This window comes from Pseudomonas sp. MN1F, assembly GCF_009391885.1.
In the GTDB taxonomy this organism is placed as follows: domain Bacteria; phylum Pseudomonadota; class Gammaproteobacteria; order Pseudomonadales; family Pseudomonadaceae; genus Aquipseudomonas.
Window position 1 is genome coordinate 1 of sequence record NZ_VZII01000071.1, and the last position, 15,231, is coordinate 15,231.

13 protein-coding genes are annotated in these 15,231 nt (G+C 62.0%); 6 read left to right on the forward strand and 7 right to left on the reverse strand.

Translation table 11 applies throughout. From position 1 onward, the window contains the following. Positions 1 to 634 precede the first annotated feature (634 nt). Together F6X59_RS27755 and F6X59_RS27760 are read right to left on the reverse strand one after the other, a co-directional pair. Positions 635 to 1,039 (reverse strand): RcnB family protein, encoded by a 405-nt coding sequence (locus tag F6X59_RS27755; protein WP_152959262.1) that lies wholly within the window; start codon positions 1,037 to 1,039, stop codon positions 635 to 637. Positions 1,040 to 1,166: 127 nt separating this feature from the next. Continuing rightward, positions 1,167 to 2,456 (reverse strand): sigma-54-dependent Fis family transcriptional regulator, encoded by a 1,290-nt coding sequence (locus F6X59_RS27760; protein WP_152959263.1) that lies wholly within the window; start codon positions 2,454 to 2,456, stop codon positions 1,167 to 1,169. A gap of 222 nt (positions 2,457 to 2,678) precedes the next feature. Here F6X59_RS27760 and F6X59_RS27765 point away from each other — a divergent pair, with 222 nt between their 5' ends. From F6X59_RS27765 to F6X59_RS27775, 3 genes are read left to right on the forward strand one after another with little or no spacing between them, the layout of a single operon-like run. Further along, positions 2,679 to 3,563 (forward strand): MBL fold metallo-hydrolase, encoded by an 885-nt coding sequence (locus F6X59_RS27765; RefSeq protein WP_152959264.1) that lies wholly within the window; start codon positions 2,679 to 2,681, stop codon positions 3,561 to 3,563. A gap of 40 nt (positions 3,564 to 3,603) precedes the next feature. Further along, positions 3,604 to 4,860: an FAD/NAD(P)-binding oxidoreductase gene (locus F6X59_RS27770; protein WP_152959265.1), complete on the forward strand. Its 1,257-nt coding sequence runs from the start codon at positions 3,604 to 3,606 to the stop codon at positions 4,858 to 4,860. Beyond that, positions 4,857 to 5,675, forward strand: a complete 819-nt coding sequence (locus F6X59_RS27775) for a sulfite exporter TauE/SafE family protein (protein ID WP_346652395.1) — start codon at positions 4,857 to 4,859, stop codon at positions 5,673 to 5,675. The genes F6X59_RS27770 and F6X59_RS27775 overlap by 4 nt, the downstream gene beginning before the upstream one ends. Here F6X59_RS27775 and F6X59_RS27780 read toward each other — a convergent pair. Next, positions 5,664 to 6,551: a LysR family transcriptional regulator gene (locus F6X59_RS27780; RefSeq protein WP_152959266.1), complete on the reverse strand. Its 888-nt coding sequence runs from the start codon at positions 6,549 to 6,551 to the stop codon at positions 5,664 to 5,666. The genes F6X59_RS27775 and F6X59_RS27780 overlap by 12 nt on opposite strands. A gap of 119 nt (positions 6,552 to 6,670) precedes the next feature. On the opposite strand from F6X59_RS27780, the gene F6X59_RS27785 reads away from it, so the two are divergent. Together F6X59_RS27785 and F6X59_RS27790 are read left to right on the forward strand one after the other, a co-directional pair. Then, positions 6,671 to 8,317, forward strand: a complete 1,647-nt coding sequence (locus tag F6X59_RS27785; RefSeq protein WP_152959267.1) for a GMC family oxidoreductase — start codon at positions 6,671 to 6,673, stop codon at positions 8,315 to 8,317. Between the two features lie 97 nt (positions 8,318 to 8,414). Further along, positions 8,415 to 10,034 carry an MFS transporter gene (locus tag F6X59_RS27790; protein ID WP_152959268.1) on the forward strand — a complete coding sequence of 540 codons (1,620 nt, stop codon included), beginning with the start codon at positions 8,415 to 8,417 and terminating at the stop codon, positions 10,032 to 10,034. A gap of 177 nt (positions 10,035 to 10,211) precedes the next feature. Here F6X59_RS27790 and F6X59_RS27795 read toward each other — a convergent pair whose 3' ends face one another. The 4 genes from F6X59_RS27795 to glyQ form a co-directional block, all read right to left on the reverse strand. Continuing rightward, entirely contained in the window at positions 10,212 to 10,982 is a 771-nt protein-coding gene (locus tag F6X59_RS27795) for a 1-acyl-sn-glycerol-3-phosphate acyltransferase (protein ID WP_152959269.1), read from the reverse strand. A gap of 61 nt (positions 10,983 to 11,043) precedes the next feature. After that, positions 11,044 to 11,571, reverse strand: coding sequence for a D-glycero-beta-D-manno-heptose 1,7-bisphosphate 7-phosphatase (gene gmhB / locus F6X59_RS27800; RefSeq protein WP_152959270.1), 528 nt, complete (start codon positions 11,569 to 11,571; stop codon positions 11,044 to 11,046). Positions 11,572 to 11,574: 3 nt separating this feature from the next. Continuing rightward, the gene (gene glyS, locus F6X59_RS27805) at positions 11,575 to 13,626 is read right to left on the reverse strand and encodes a glycine--tRNA ligase subunit beta (RefSeq protein ID WP_152959271.1); all 2,052 of its coding nucleotides are present in this window, start codon (positions 13,624 to 13,626) and stop codon (positions 11,575 to 11,577) included. Next, positions 13,623 to 14,570: a glycine--tRNA ligase subunit alpha gene (gene glyQ, locus F6X59_RS27810; protein ID WP_372240564.1), complete on the reverse strand. Its 948-nt coding sequence runs from the start codon at positions 14,568 to 14,570 to the stop codon at positions 13,623 to 13,625. Before glyQ ends, glyS begins: the two co-directional genes overlap by 4 nt. A gap of 83 nt (positions 14,571 to 14,653) precedes the next feature. Here glyQ and F6X59_RS27815 point away from each other — a divergent pair, with 83 nt between their 5' ends. Further along, on the forward strand, positions 14,654 to 15,205 hold the full coding sequence (locus F6X59_RS27815) for a DNA-3-methyladenine glycosylase I (protein WP_085621437.1): 552 nt from the start codon (positions 14,654 to 14,656) through the stop codon (positions 15,203 to 15,205). Positions 15,206 to 15,231 lie beyond the last annotated feature (26 nt).

A 15,231-nucleotide genomic window follows, 5' to 3' on the forward strand; every position in this document is an offset into this window, starting at 1 on the left:
ATTGGGGTTGCTTGTCTTGCCATGATTCACCTCGTTGCAGTTTATCGCTTAACGGGGTGTCCACTGGGACTGGGCAAGATCAAGCGGCCTTCGTGGAGGTTGGTGTCTACGGGGTCGGTTTAGTCAATCTGAATCTCCGGTTTCACCTCCGTGAGGCCGGCCATCGTCATGCATCAGATCTTGATTGACACGCGTGCCGCTTTGGATAGCCTTGCAATTGAGGGCTGCAACTGCGCATTTGTCGGGCCTGGGTACCAGCATGAGCCCCCCGCAATTTTGGCAGCAGAGGAAGCTGGTTCCTCTGAAGTAGTGACGGCGGGCATTGCCAGTCGGATTCTGAACCCAAGGTCGCCAGACTAGGAGCTAAAGGATCGCTGCGACTACTCCTCATCCCTTACCGAAAAGTCACGCGTCGGTCGTAAACGGCCCTTTCCAGGCCAATCAACTTTTGTGATTGGTGAGTAGGGATTTCTCGGCTTTTCTGTGAAAAGCACCCCTTCATTTCACAAAAAAAATGGCGAAGATTCCAATTTCACGGGGTCTGGCCTATCACCTATTTTGTGAACCTACATCAGGTGTAAATCGCCAAAAACAAGAAAGCCCGCTGACGCGGGCTTTTTTGTGGCCGTAAGAATCAGTAGCCGGAAAGCACGCTGACGACCACACCACTGGCAATCGCCACCAGAACATAGTCACCGTTCACGTACAACCAGCGGTGATCACGGGGCGGCGCGTACAGATGGCGTGCACGCCAGTCGGTCACCCAATAGCGATCGGCGCGATAACGCGGTTCCACCACATAGCCACGATGCCACTGCTGATGCGGCATCGGCATGCCCGCTTCAGGTCGGAAATTCGGGTTGTGATAGGCCGGGTAGCGACCGTTGTCATGGCGGTCATGCCGCTCGGGTTGACCATGTGGCGGGTAGCCCTGGTGGGATGGACCGTTGTCGTAGCGGTCCGGGCCCGGTTGAGCGAAGCTGGCCAAGGGTGTGCTGAGCACAAGCGCGGCGCAGAGTACGGTTAGGGCTTTCTTCATTTGTGGATCCTCTGCCTGTTAACGCCCGGCAGGTAATACGGGCTGCCGGGTTCGGTTAACTGATCAGACCACAAACTTTTTCACTTAATGTAAGGGCTGAGGTAAAGGTCCGGTAAAGGTCAGCGGACTACAGCCCCAGTGCTTTCAAGCGGCGATACAAGGTTCGCTCACTCAGGCCAAGATGACGGGCCAGCTCGCTGCGTGATCCCTGGAACTGCTCCAGCGCGTGCGCGAGCTCACTCAGGTCGCTTTGCCCTCTGTTCATGCCGAATGCCTGCTGTGGCCCAACGTCTTCCGGCAAGTGCTCAGGCCGGATCAGCCCATCATCGGCAAACAACCGAGCCCTTTCCAGGATGTTGCGCAACTCGCGAATGTTCCCGGGGAAGGCATGCAGCTTGAGTTGCTTCAGCGCCTCCTCGGTCAGGCTCGGTGTCGATTTGCCAGCCATGCGCTGTAGCAGGCTCTCGGCCAGCAGCGGCAAATCCTCAACGCGCTCGCGCAACGCCGGCAGGCGGATCGGAAAGCCACTGATGCGGTAATACAGATCTTCTCGGAACGTCCCCTCAGCCACCATTTTCTTCAGCGGTTTATGGGTTGCCGAAACCAGGCGGAAATCCGAATGCACGGTGCGCAGGCTGCCAACTGGGCGGAAGCTTCCGGATTCGATCAGGCGCAGCAGTTTGACCTGCATCGCCAACGGCACCTCGCCGATTTCATCAAGGAACAACGTGCCGCCGTGGGCTGCCTCGGCCAAGCCGACCTTGCGCTGATTGGCGCCGGTGAACGCGCCTTTCTCGTAGCCGAACAGCTCACTCTCGAACAGCGACTCGGTCAGGCCGGTGCAGTCGACGACGACCAGCGGGCCATTGGCCCGTGGGCTACCCATGTGAATGGCACGGGCGAACAGCTCCTTGCCGGTACCCGATTCGCCTTGCAGCAGCACCGGAATTTGCGCGGGCGCCGCACGCTGAAGGCTGGCCAACGCGGTCTTGAATGCCGGCGCTCGCCCGACCAGCCCCTGTTCTTGAGGTTGAGCGGAAGCCAGGGTGATGCTGGTAAGCCGCTCGACGAAGGCCACCACCCTGCCCTGCTCATCGAGGATAGGCCGCAGCTCTACATCCACATGCTCAGGGCCACGCGGCGTGTGATGGATATGCAGCACACGCTCCGGCACCTTGCTGTCCCACGCCTTGCGCATCGGGCAGTGCTCACCGGCCTGGTCGCAAGGGACGGCGTAGTGATGTGACACCCGATGGCATTTCTCACCCAGAGGGGCCTGCTCGCCCCGACCGAACTGCCGGCGATAAGCCGCATTGGCCGCGAGGATGTTGTAGTCGGTGTCCAGCACAATGGTAGGTAGCGCATCGTGCTCAAGGTAGGAAACCAGAGCTAGGATGAGTGGATGAGATTCAGGCATGACGACACCGATTGGTTGACCTGGCGCAGGGTAACAAGGACTGCCAAACACTGCCATTGGCTGACAGTCGACTGCCAAACCCACTGCCACTATCGGTATTAACTGTTTTCATCTCCCCATTTTATTGCTCGATAAGTAGGAGAATGTCTGGCACGTATCTTGATAAACCTCCACCCACTGCCTACGCCTGTACAAGGCCAGGCAGACAATTTGGAGAACGTGATGATCATCGGCAACAACCTTCACGTGGACGCCTTCTACGACGAGGCGACCTCGACCATCAGCTATCTGGTCATGGACCGTGAAACCCTTCAGTGCGCACTGATCGACAGCGTGCTGGACTACGACCCCAAGTCCGGCCGCACCTGCACGGCTTCAGCGGATCGCCTGATCGCACGTGTGACCGAGCTCAAGGCCACCGTGCAATGGGTACTGGAAACCCATGTCCATGCGGACCACCTCTCGGCGGCGGCTTATCTCAAGAGCAAACTCGGTGGCCATACTGCGATCGGTGCGCACATTACCCAGGTACAGAAAGTCTTCGGCACACTGTTCAACGCCGAACCTGGCTTCGCCCGTGACGGCAGCCAGTTCGATGTGCTTTTCGAAGATGAGGAAGGTTTCCGCATCGGCAACCTGCATGCCCGTGCGCTGCATACCCCCGGGCACACCCCGGCATGCATCAGCTACATGGTCGTGGACGCAGGCGAGACCGCGGTGTTCGTCGGCGACACCCTGTTCATGCCCGACTATGGCACTGCCCGCTGTGATTTCCCCGGCGCCGATGCGCGCACCCTGTACCGCTCGATCCGTCGCTTGCTGGCTTTCCCCGACCAGACCCAGCTGTTCATGTGCCACGACTACCTGCCGGGCGGGCGCGAGATGCGCTACGTCACCACTGTGGCCGAGCAGCGCGCCAGCAATATCCACATCCATCAAGGCATCGACGAGGACAGCTTCGTGGCCATGCGCGAAGCCCGCGACAAGACCCTCGACATGCCCGTACTGATCTTGCCATCGGTGCAGGTGAACATGCGCAGCGGCCAGTTCCCGGAGCCTGAAGAAAACGGCGTGAGCTACCTGAAGATCCCGTTGAACAAGCTTTGACTGCCCTGCCCCATTACCAGAAATTCCAGGATTGACTGCCATGCCTGCCAATGTCGACCACCACAAGGTGGTCATCGTCGGTGCCGGTGCCGCCGGTATTGCCACTGCTTCCAGCCTGATTGCCCGTGACCCGTCACTGGACATCGCCCTGATCGACCCTGCCGAAGTGCACTACTACCAGCCGGGCTGGACCATGGTCGGTGCCGGCGTGTTCAAAGCGCCGAGCACCGCCCGCACCATGGCCTCGGCCATCCCGCGCGGTGTGCGCTGGATCAAGGCGCGTGTCCAGGGCTTCGACCCGTCTGCCCAACTGGTCACCCTGGAGGGTGGCCGCGCCATCAGTTATGAACAGTTGGTGGTCTGCCCCGGCCTCAAGCTCGACTGGGACGCGATCGAGGGGCTAGGCGAAACCCTTGGTCGCAACGGTGTCACCTCCAACTACCGCTACGACTTGGCACCTTACACCTGGGAGCTGGTGCAAAAGCTCAAGCAAGGGCGTGCCCTGTTCACCCAGCCGCCGATGCCGATCAAGTGCGCTGGCGCGCCGCAAAAGGCCCTGTACCTGTCCTGTGACCATTGGCTGCGCAGTGGTCGGCTGGGCGACGTGAAAGCCAGTTTCTTCAATGCCGGTGCGGTGCTGTTCGGCGTTCCCGACTATGTACCAGCCTTGATGGCCTACATCGACAAGTACGGTGTGGACCTCAACTACAGCCATCGCCTGGTAGCCGTCGATGGGCCCAACCAGCGTGCCACCTTCGTGCGCACGCTAGCCGACGGCAGCAGTGAAACCCGTACCGAAGCCTTCGACATGTTGCATGTGGTGCCGCCGCAAGTTGCCCCGGACTTCATCCGCCAGAGCCCCTTGGCCGATACAGCCGGTTGGGTCGATGTCGATCCGCATACCTTGCGCCACCGTCAGTTCGGCAACATCCACGCACTGGGCGATGTGGCCAACACCGGCAATGCCAAGACTGCCGCTGCTGCGCGCAAGCAGGCGCCAGTGGTAGCCAACAATGTGCTGGTAGCGCTGGGCCGCCTCCCTACCCTGGCCCAATACGACGGCTATGGCTCCTGCCCGCTGACTGTCGAGCGCGGCAAAATCGTCCTGGCCGAGTTCACCTATGGCGGCAAGGTTGCTCCGAGCTTCCCACGCTGGCTGCTCGATGGGCGCCAGCCGACACGCCTGGCCTGGCTGCTCAAGGCACGGGTGTTGCCGCCGCTGTATTGGCAGGGGATGCTCAAAGGCCGAGAGTGGATGGCGCGCCCGCAGCCGCTGGACGCCGAGGCCGCACAGTGATCGAACATCAACTGCTGGGCGCGGGCCTTGGGGCGATCATCGGTGCGGTGCTGGCGCTGACCGGCGCCGGTGGTGGCATCCTGGCGGTGCCGCTGTTGGTGTTCGGGCTTGGCCTGTCGATGGTCGAAGCAGCACCTATCGGGCTGCTTGCCGTGGGGCTTGCTGCGGCGGTGGGTGCGGTACTCGGCTTGCGCGAAGGGCTGGTGCGTTATCGCGCCGCCCTCTTCATCGCCGTGATCGGCATCGCGGCGGCCCCGTTCGGCCTGATGCTGGCGCACCGCTTGCCCAATACACCCTTGGCGCTGGTGTTCGCGGCCGTGCTGATCTATGCCTGCCTGCGCATCTGGCGCAAGGCGGCAAAAGAACTGCGTGGTGAAGGCAGCGAAGCCCATCGCTACATCGAGCCCTGCGTGCTCAACCCGTTGCAGGGGCGCTTGCGCTGGACGTTACCCTGCGCACGCGCCCTGGCGTTTACCGGGGCCCTGTCTGGCTTGCTCTCCGGCCTGCTGGGCGTCGGCGGCGGTTTTGTGATCATCCCGGCCTTGAACCGTTACACCAACCTGCGCATGAAGAGCATCGTCTCGACCTCCCTGGCCGTGATCGCGCTGGTTTCCACGGGTAGCGTGGTCAGCGCCAGCCTGGCCGGTGTGATGCACTGGCGGATCGGCGCACCGTTTGCCATCGGTGCGGTGATCGGCCTACTGCTGGCCAGGCCGCTTGCCACCCGGATCGCCGGCCCACGCCTGCAGCAGCTGTTTGCCGTGGCCGGTTGGCTGGCGGCCCTGCTGCTGGCTGGCAAGGCGCTACTCGGCTAGCAGCTCATCCTGCTCCGCCGCGCACAGCGCCAGCAGGTAGTCCCACACGACCCGCAGGCGCACCGACTTGTGCAATTCGCGGCGGGTACAGATCCAGTAGCTGCGCTGGATGGTCTCGCTGGGCAGCACGCGTACCAGCGTCGGGTCGTGGCGAGCCATGTAGTTAGGCAGCACGGCGATGCCTAGCCCTGCACGTGCGGCGGTTTGCTGAGCGATCACACTGGTGCTGCGGAAGGCCACGTTCGGTGCGCGGCAGAAGCTGTTGAGAAACAGTAGCTCCTGGCTGAACAGCAGGTCATCGACGTAGCCGATCCAGCTGTGCCGGGCCAGGTCTTCGCGGTTGCGCAGCGGCGGCGCCCGGTCCAGGTAGCCCTGGCTGGCGTACAGCGCCAGGCGGTAGTCGGTGAGCTTGCGGGTGATCAGCAGGTCGGCGTTGGGCCGCTCCAGGTGAATGCTGATCTCGGCCTCGCGGTTGAGGATGCTGACGAAGCGCGGCACCGCCACCAACTCCACCTCCAGCCCCGGATAGCGGGCGAACAGATCGCTCATGCGCGGGGTGAAGAACATGATGCCGATGCCTTCGGTGACGCCCAGGCGAATCTTGCCCAGCGGGGTGATGGCCTGGGTGATTTCTTCCTGCGCCAGCAGGGCAACATTCTCCATGGCTTCGGCGTGCTTGAGCAGAGCCTGACCTGATGGGGTCAGCTCATAGCCCTGGGCGTGCTGCACGAACAGTGGCGTACCCAGGCTCTTCTCGATGCTTTCGATGTGCCGGGCCACCGTGCTGTGGGTGGTATTTAGACGCTTGGCCGCGCTGAGCAGGCGGCCACTGCGTTGCAACTCGAGGAAAAACCGCAGATCGTTCCAGTCGAACATGCTGATCCTTGTGGCTGTGCTAAAACGCACAGCGGCTGCGTGAAATCTCGTGTTTCCATAGCGAAATTACTCACTAAGATGGATCGGGACAAGAATAATAATCAGGCGCGAGGTTGCACATGCCATCAGCCGATTCTGTCTTCGACTACGTGGTTGTAGGCGCTGGCCCCGCCGGTTGCCTGCTGGCCAACCGTTTATCCACCGACCCTTCCTGCCGCGTCCTGCTGCTCGAAGCCGGTGGCCGCGACAACTATCCCTGGATTCACATCCCCGTCGGTTACCTTTATTGCATCGGCAACCCCCGCACCGACTGGTGCTTCAAGACCGAAGCACAGCCCGGCCTGCTCGGTCGCGTGCTGGGATATCCACGGGGCAAGGTGCTCGGGGGCTGTTCATCGATCAACGGCATGATCTACATGCGTGGCCAAGCTGCCGATTACGACCAGTGGGCCGAGCAAGGCAACGAGGGTTGGGCCTGGAAAGATGTGCTGCCGTTGTTCAAGGCCAGTGAAAACCACTTTGCCGGCGCCAGCGAGCACCACGGCAGTGAGGGGGAATGGCGGGTCGAGCGCCAGCGTTACAGCTGGCCGATCCTCGATGCCTTCCGCGACGCCGCTGCACAGAGTGGCATCGGCAAGGTCGACGACTTCAACACCGGCGACAACCAGGGCTGTGGATACTTTCAGGTCAATCAGCGCAACGGTGTGCGCTGGAATGCCTCCAAGGCTTTTTTGCGGCCGATCAAGGACCGCCCCAACCTCACCGTGCTGACCGGCGTGCAGGTTGACCAGGTACTGTTGAACAACACCCGTGCCCGTGCCGTCAAGGCGCAGTGGCAAGGTGCCTGGCATGAGTTTGCTGCGCGTCGCGAGATCATCCTCTGTGCGGGCGCGGTGGGGTCGCCTGGCATTCTCCAGCGTTCCGGCATCGGCCCGCGCAAGCTGCTCGAAAGCTTGGGCATCGGTGTGCGCCACGACATGCCCGGCGTTGGCGGCAACCTGCAGGATCACCTGCAACTGCGGCTGATCTACCAGATCCGCAACACCCGCACCCTCAACCAGATGGCCAACAGCCTGTGGGGCAAGCTGGGCATGGGCCTGCGCTATCTCTACGACCGCAGTGGCCCGCTGGCCATGGCGCCGAGCCAACTGGGCGCCTTTGTACGTTCGAGCCCGGAGCAGGCCACGGCCAACCTGCAGTATCACGTGCAGCCGCTGTCACTGGAGCGTTTCGGCGAGCCGCTGCATCCGTTCCCGGCCTTCACCGCTTCGGTGTGCAACCTGCGCCCGGCCAGCCGTGGGCGCATCGATATCCGCAGCGCGGACATGTGCAGCACGCCGCTGATCGACCCCAACTACTTGAGCGACCCCCAGGACCTGCGCGTCGCCGCCGACGCCATCCGCTTGACCCGGCGTATAGTCCAGGCCCCTCCCCTCGCCGCTTTCGATCCCCAGGAGTATCTGCCAGGCCCGTTCCTGCAAACCGACGAAGAACTGTTCGACGCGGCCGGCAAGATCGGCACCACCATCTTCCACCCGGTCGGCACCTGCCGCATGGGCAACGGCGACCTGGATGTTGTGGATAACCAGCTGCGCGTGCACGGCATCCCTGGCTTGCGTGTGGCCGATGCCTCGATCATGCCGCAGATCACCTCCGGTAATACCTGTTCCCCCACCCTGATGATCGCCGAGAAGGCGGCGCAACTGATCCTCAAAGGAGCCGCAACCCAGACCTATCTGAACGAAGACGCAGTACCGACCCCCTGACCCGGGAGCGTGCAACACCGGCAGCTCGCGGTCACAAGCTGCCGACAGTGGAACAACAAGAATAATCACTGTGGCCTGCGGGCCGAGGACAGCAACGATGTCGGATTACATCCAAGAGCAGGGTGCGACGGCGAGCACCTCCAGCCGTCGTGAAGAACGTAAGATCATTTTCGCGTCATCCCTCGGGACGGTGTTCGAGTGGTATGACTTTTTTCTCTATGGGGCGCTGGCCGCGGTCATCAGCAAGCAGTTCTTCGCTGGGGTGAACGACACCACTGCCTTCATCTTTGCCCTCATGGCCTTTGCTGCCGGCTTCCTGGTGCGGCCGTTCGGCGCGCTGGTGTTCGGCCGCCTGGGTGACATGATCGGGCGCAAGTACACGTTCCTGGTAACCATCGTGCTGATGGGCCTGTCGACGTTCGCCGTCGGCCTGCTGCCCACCTATGCCAGCATTGGCATCGCGGCACCGATCATCCTGGTGATCCTGCGGATGCTTCAGGGGCTGGCGCTGGGCGGTGAATACGGCGGTGCCGCCACGTACGTGGCCGAGCACGCACCACCCGGCAAGCGTGGCTTCCATACCGGTTTCATCCAGTCCACTGCGACCCTGGGTTTACTGCTGTCGTTGCTGGTGGTACTGGGCAGCCGTTACATCAGTGGTGATCAGTTCGAAACCTGGGGCTGGCGCCTGCCGTTCCTGCTGTCGATCATCCTGCTGGCGATTTCCACCTGGATCCGCATGAGCATGCACGAGTCGCCGGCTTTCGTGAAAATGAAGGCCCAGGGCAAGGTCAGCAAATCACCGATCCGCGAGTCGTTTACCTCCTGGCCCAACCTGAAGGTCGTGCTCACCGCGCTATTCAGCATCAACGCTGGGCAAGCCGTAACCTTCTACACGGCGCAATTCTACGTGCTGTTCTTCATGACCCAGATGCTCAAGATGGACCCGGCTCAGGCCAACACCTTGCTGATCATCAGCGTGGTCATCGGCGCGCCGTTCTTCGTGTTCTTCGGTTGGCTGTCCGACCGTATCGGGCGCAAGCCAATCCTGATGCTCGGCCTGCTGCTGGCCACCGTGCTGTACTTCCCGCTGTTCAAGGCCCTGAGCCACTACGCCAACCCGCAGATCGACGCGGCCAGTCGCCAGGCGCCTATCGTGGTCACCGCTGATCCGCAAGGCTGCACCTTCCAGTTCGACCCGGTTGGCAAGGCACGTTTCGACAGCCCGTGCGACAAGGTCAAGACCTTCCTGGTCAAGCAGGGCCTGCCGTACAGCTCGGTGAGCGTAGCCGGCAGCGATGTGGTGGTGAACATTGGTGACAAGGCCATCAACGGCTTCGATGAAGCGGCCATGCGCACGGCAATCGAACAGGCAGGCTACCCGGCCAAGGCCGACCCGGCGCAGGTCAACCAGGTAATGGTGGTGGTGCTGATCGTGGCAATGATCCTGATCGCGACCATGACCTATGGGCCGCTGGCGGCGGTGATGGTCGAGTTGTTCCCGACCCGTATCCGCTACACCTCGATGTCGCTGCCCTACCACATCGGCAACGGCTGGTTCGGCGGCTTCCTGCCCACCGTGTCGTTTGCGCTGGTGGTGTATACCGGCGATATCTTCTACGGCCTGTGGTACCCGGTGCTGGTGACCGGCATCAGCCTGGTGGTCGGGATCTTCTGCCTGAAAGAAACCAAGGACGTGGATATCGACAAAGTCTGACGCCATCACCACGCCATAAAAAAACCGGCTGTAAAAGCCGGTTTTCTTATGCCCCGAAAAAACTTATGCACGTTTTTCAGAAAAATGTCATACACAGAAATAAATAGCTAATTCATGTACTTAGCTACGATTCCAGGCACATTATCAAAAAACTGTTCACAAGTTATCCACAGATACTCAGGCCAATTGCTCTTGGGGTTTTTCATCCACTGGCGGCAGCGAACCCATGGCCCGCTGGGTCGCTTCATTCCATGCTGCTGCACGGTCGTTGAGCTCGGCGATGGCCCGTGGCCCGGTGCCCTCGGCGTACATCGGCTTGCCGATCACCACCTCGATAGTGCCCGAACGCTTGCCCCAGCCAGTCTTGGGCCAGAATTTGCCAGCGTTGTGGGCAATCGGCAGCACTGGCAAGCCAGCATTCACGGCCAGCGCGGTACCGCCTCGGGAGAATTTGCCCACAGTACCAAACGGTACGCGAGTGCCTTCCGGAAAGATCAGTACCCAGGTTTTCTGCTTGAGCAGCTCGTCACCCTTGCTGGCCACCTGGCGCAGGGCTTCCTTGGGGTTGTCGCGGTTGATCGCGATCGGCCGCAGCATGGCCATGGCCCAGCCAAAGAACGGCACATACAGCAGTTCGCGCTTGAGCACCTGGCTCAGCGGCGAGAAGTACTGGGAAAGAAAGAAGGTTTCCCAGGTGCTCTGGTGGTTGGACAAGATCACGCAGGGCTCAGCCGGCACGTTTTCGGCACCGGTGACCTTGTAGTTGATACCGAGGATGGTGCGCACCAGGAACAGTGCGCAACGGCACCAGTACACGTTGATGAACTTGTAGCGCTTGGGGAACGACAAGAACGGCGCGACGAAGAAGCTCAGCGAGCACCACAGCAGCGAACTGGTGCCCAGCAGCAGGTAAAAAAGAAAGATTCTGATCGCCTGCAGGATCGACATAGTGGCAAGTACCGTTGCGGGGCGTGCCCGCCTAGGAAAATGCGCCCAGAGGGCGCACTGTTTAAATTAGTTCTCTGGCGATGGCAGCCAGATCGTCGAAAATCAGTGTAGTTTCCGCGACACCTTTTTCCAGGGTCCGCTCGCCCTTGCCGGTTTTCACCAACACGGGTTGTGCACCGACGGCCAGGGCGGCCTCCAGGTCACCTTTGCTGTCGCCGACGAACCAGACGCCTTCCAGGCCCACCTGGTAATGCTCGGCGATCGCCCGCAGCATGCCAGGCTTGGGCTTGCGGCAATCGCAGCCTTCATCCGGCCCGTGCGGGCAATACACGATATGGCCGACTTCGCCGCCCTGCTCGGCCACCAGTGCGCGCAAACGCGCATGCATGGCCTCGAGGGTTGCCAGCGGGTAGTAGCCACGGGCGATGCCAGACTGGTTGGTGGCCACGGCCACCGTCCAGCCCGCCTTGCTCAACTGCGCGATGGCCTCGACCGAGCCAGGGATCGGGATCCACTCTTCCAGCGTCTTGATGTAGGCGTCGGAGTCGTAGTTGATTACCCCGTCACGATCGAGAATCAGCAGTTTCAAGGCTTACCCCAGCAGCGAAATGTCGGCCACGCCCAGGAACAGGCCGCGCAGGCGGCTGAGCAGGGCATAACGGTTGGCACGCACCTTGGCGTCTTCAGCGTTGACCATCACCGCCTCGAAGAAGGCGTCGACCGGGTCACGCAGGGCCGCCAGGCGGGCCAGCGATTCGCTGTACTGGCGCGCAGCTGCCATCGGTTGCACGGCCTGGTCGGCCTGCTGGATGGCCGAGTACAGGGAGAACTCGTTGGCGTTGTCGAAGTACTTCGGCTCGACCTGGTCGGCGATGGCGCCTTCGGCCTTGCCCAGCAGGTTCGACACGCGTTTGTTCACCGCGGCCAGGGCTTCGGCTTCCGGCAGCTTGCGGAAGGCCTGCACAGCCTGCACGCGCTGGTCGAAGTCCAGGGCCGAAGCCGGCTTCAGGGCACGTACCGACAGGTAGGTAGCCACGTCGATGCCTTCGTCTTCGTAACGTGCACGCAGGCGATCGAAGATGAACTCCAGCACCTGCTCGGCCAGGCCAGCGGCCTTGACCTTGGCACCGAACTGCTTGACTGCGAACTCGACCGCAGCGCTCAGGTCCAGGTCCAGCTGCTTCTCGATCAGGATGCGCAGTACGCCCAGGGCAGCACGACGCAGGGCATACGGGTCCTTGCTGCCGGTGGGCAGCATGCCGATGCCGAAGATGCCGACCAAGGTGTCGAGCTTGTCGGCGATGGCCACGGCAGCACCGGTGAGGGTCTGCGGCAGCTCGGCGCCAGCACCGCGCGGCATGTACTGCTCGTTCAGGGCCAGGGCGACGTCTTCCGGCTCACCGTCGTTGAGCGCGTAGTAGTAGCCGGCAACACCCTGCATTTCAGGGAATTCGCCGACCATCTCGGTGGCCAGGTCGCACTTCGACAGCAGGCCGGCACGGCCAGCGCGCTGGGCGTCGCCGCCGATCAGCGGGGCGATGAAGGCTGCCAGCTTGGAAACGCGCTCGGCCTTGTCGTAGACGGTGCCCAGCTGCGCCTGGAACACCACGTTCTTGAGGCGCTCGTTGAAGGTTTCCAGCGGCTGCTTCTTGTCCTGCTTGAAGAAGAACTCGGCGTCGGTCAGGCGTGGGCGCACGACCTTCTCGTTACCCTGCACGATCTGCTTGGGGTCACGGCTCTCGACGTTGGCCACGGTGATGAAGCGCGGCAGCAGCTTGCCTTCGCTGTCCAGCAGGCAGAAGTACTTCTGGTTGTCCTGCATGGTGGTGATCAGGGCTTCTTGCGGCACTTCGAGGAAACGCTCCTCGAACGAGCACACCAGCGGCACCGGCCACTCGACCAGGGCAGTCACTTCGTCCAGCAGCGCCGGCGGCACGATGGCGCTGCCTTCCTGCTGCATGGCAAGCTCCGCGGTACGCTTGCTGATCAGCTCGCGGCGTTCGGCGAAGTCGGCCAGCACGTGGGCCTTGCGCAGGTCTTCGACGTAGTTGGCCGGAGTGGTGATGACCACGTTCTCCGGGTGGTGGAAGCGGTGGCCACGGGATTCACGGCCGGCCTTCTGCGACAGGATGGTGCAATCGACCACCTGGTCGCCGAGCAGCATCACCAGCCACTGGGTCGGGCGCACGAACTCTTCACGGCTGGCCGCCCAACGCATGCGCTTGGGGATCGGCAGGTCGTTGAGCGAATCCTCGACGATGGTCGGCAGCAGGCTGGCGGTGGCCTTGCCCGGGATGTGCTGGGAGAAGCGCAGCTTGGCGCCGCTCTGGTCGATTTCGGACAGCTCTACGCCGCACTTCTTGGCAAAGCCCAGGGCAGCCTGGGTCGGCTCGCCGTCTTTGAAGGCCGCCTGCATGGGCGGGCCGTCGATGTTGATGCTGCGGTCAGGCTGCTGCACGTCCAGTTGGCGGATCAGCACGGCCAGGCGGCGCGGCGCGGCGTACACCTGCTTGCCGGTATAGTTCAGGCCAGCGGCCTGCAGGCCCTTCTCGATGCCGGCCAGGAAGGCGTCGCCAAGGCTGGCCAGGGCTTTCGGTGGCAGCTCTTCGGTGCCCAGTTCTACCAGGAAATCTTGAGCACTCATTGTGCAGCCTCCAGCTTCGCCAACACTTCGTCACGCAGTTCAGGGGTGGCCATCGGGAAGCCCAGGCGTACGCGGGCTTGCAGATAGCTTTGCGCCACGTCCCGGGCCAGGGTACGTACGCGCAGGATGTAACGCTGGCGCTCGGTTACCGAGATGGCGCGGCGGGCGTCCAGCAGGTTGAAGGTGTGCGAGGCCTTCAGGACCATTTCATAGGTCGGCAGCGGCAGCTCCAGCTTGATCAGGCGGTTGGCTTCGCTTTCATAGAAGTCGAACAGTTCGAACAGCTTCTCGACGTTGGCGTGTTCGAAGTTGTAGGTCGACTGCTCCACCTCGTTCTGGTGGAACACGTCGCCGTAGGTGACCTTGCCGAACGGGCCGTCGGCCCATACCAGGTCGTAGACCGAGTCGACGCCCTGGATGTACATGGCCAGGCGCTCGAGGCCGTAGGTGATTTCACCGGTGACCGGGTAGCACTCGATGCCACCTACCTGCTGGAAGTAGGTGAACTGGGTGACTTCCATGCCGTTCAGCCAGATTTCCCAACCCAGGCCCCAGGCGCCCAGGGTCGGCGATTCCCAGTTGTCTTCGACGAAGCGGATGTCGTGGACCAGTGGGTCCAGGCCAATGGCTTTCAGCGAGCCGAGGTACAGCTCCTGGAAGTTGGCCGGGTTCGGCTTCAGGACCACCTGGAACTGGTAGTAATGCTGCAGGCGGTTGGGGTTTTCGCCATACCGCCCGTCGGCAGGGCGACGGCTAGGCTGCACGTAGGCGGCGTTCCAGGTTTCTGGACCCACGGCGCGCAGGAATGTAGCGGTGTGGAAAGTGCCGGCGCCTACTTCCATATCGTAGGGCTGAAGCACCACACAACCTTGAGCTGCCCAGTAGTTTTGCAGGGCGAGGATCAGGTCTTGGAAGGTACGCACGGCTGGCGTAGGCTGGCTCACGAAATTCACCTGTATCTGGGGATGCGGATGTAAAGAGCGGGAGTATAACCTGATTCGCCTCGCCCTCTACTCATTGGAGCCTTATGCCACGCTGCTTTTGGTGTACCGACGATCCGTTGTACCAGGCCTACCATGACCAGGAATGGGGAACGCCCCAGCGTGACCCGGCGTTGCTGTTCGAGATGCTTTTGCTCGAAGGGTTCCAGGCGGGGCTTTCATGGATCACCGTTTTGCGCAAACGCGAGCGTTATCGCGAGGTGATGCACGGCTTCGACCCGGTGAAACTGGCGGCCATGAGCGACGAACGCATCGAGGAGTTGATGCTGGACGCCGGCATCATCCGCAACCGCCTCAAGCTCAAGGCTGCCCGGCGTAACGCGCAGGCCTGGCTGGCTGTGGATAACCCTGCCGAGTGGTTGTGGTCGTTCGTTGGCGGTGAGCCGAAGATCAACCACTTCCAGGGCCGCGGCGACGTGCCAGCGGTTACCGAAGAAGCCAAGGTCATGAGCAAGGCCTTGCAGAAGGCCGGCTTCACCTTCGTCGGCCCGACCATCTGCTATGCCTTCATGCAGGCCACCGGCATGGTCATGGACCACACCACCGATTGCGATCGCTACGCCGCCTTGCTGCGCTGAGGGGTTACAATGCGCGCCTTGCTGAA

Coding starts and splice junctions, on each gene's coding strand:
- F6X59_RS27780 (WP_152959266.1), bottom strand. CDS start 6,551: ATGTTCGACTGGAACGATCTGCGGTTTTTCCTCGAGTTGCAACGCAGT.
- F6X59_RS27770 (WP_152959265.1), top strand. CDS start 3,604: ATGCCTGCCAATGTCGACCACCACAAGGTGGTCATCGTCGGTGCCGGT.
- F6X59_RS27760 (WP_152959263.1), bottom strand. CDS start 2,456: ATGCCTGAATCTCATCCACTCATCCTAGCTCTGGTTTCCTACCTTGAG.
- glyS (WP_152959271.1), bottom strand. CDS start 13,626: ATGAGTGCTCAAGATTTCCTGGTAGAACTGGGCACCGAAGAGCTGCCA.
- F6X59_RS27795 (WP_152959269.1), bottom strand. CDS start 10,982: ATGTCGATCCTGCAGGCGATCAGAATCTTTCTTTTTTACCTGCTGCTG.
- F6X59_RS27755 (WP_152959262.1), bottom strand. CDS start 1,039: ATGAAGAAAGCCCTAACCGTACTCTGCGCCGCGCTTGTGCTCAGCACA.
- F6X59_RS27785 (WP_152959267.1), top strand. CDS start 6,671: ATGCCATCAGCCGATTCTGTCTTCGACTACGTGGTTGTAGGCGCTGGC.
- F6X59_RS27815 (WP_085621437.1), top strand. CDS start 14,654: ATGCCACGCTGCTTTTGGTGTACCGACGATCCGTTGTACCAGGCCTAC.
- F6X59_RS27765 (WP_152959264.1), top strand. CDS start 2,679: ATGATCATCGGCAACAACCTTCACGTGGACGCCTTCTACGACGAGGCG.
- F6X59_RS27790 (WP_152959268.1), top strand. CDS start 8,415: ATGTCGGATTACATCCAAGAGCAGGGTGCGACGGCGAGCACCTCCAGC.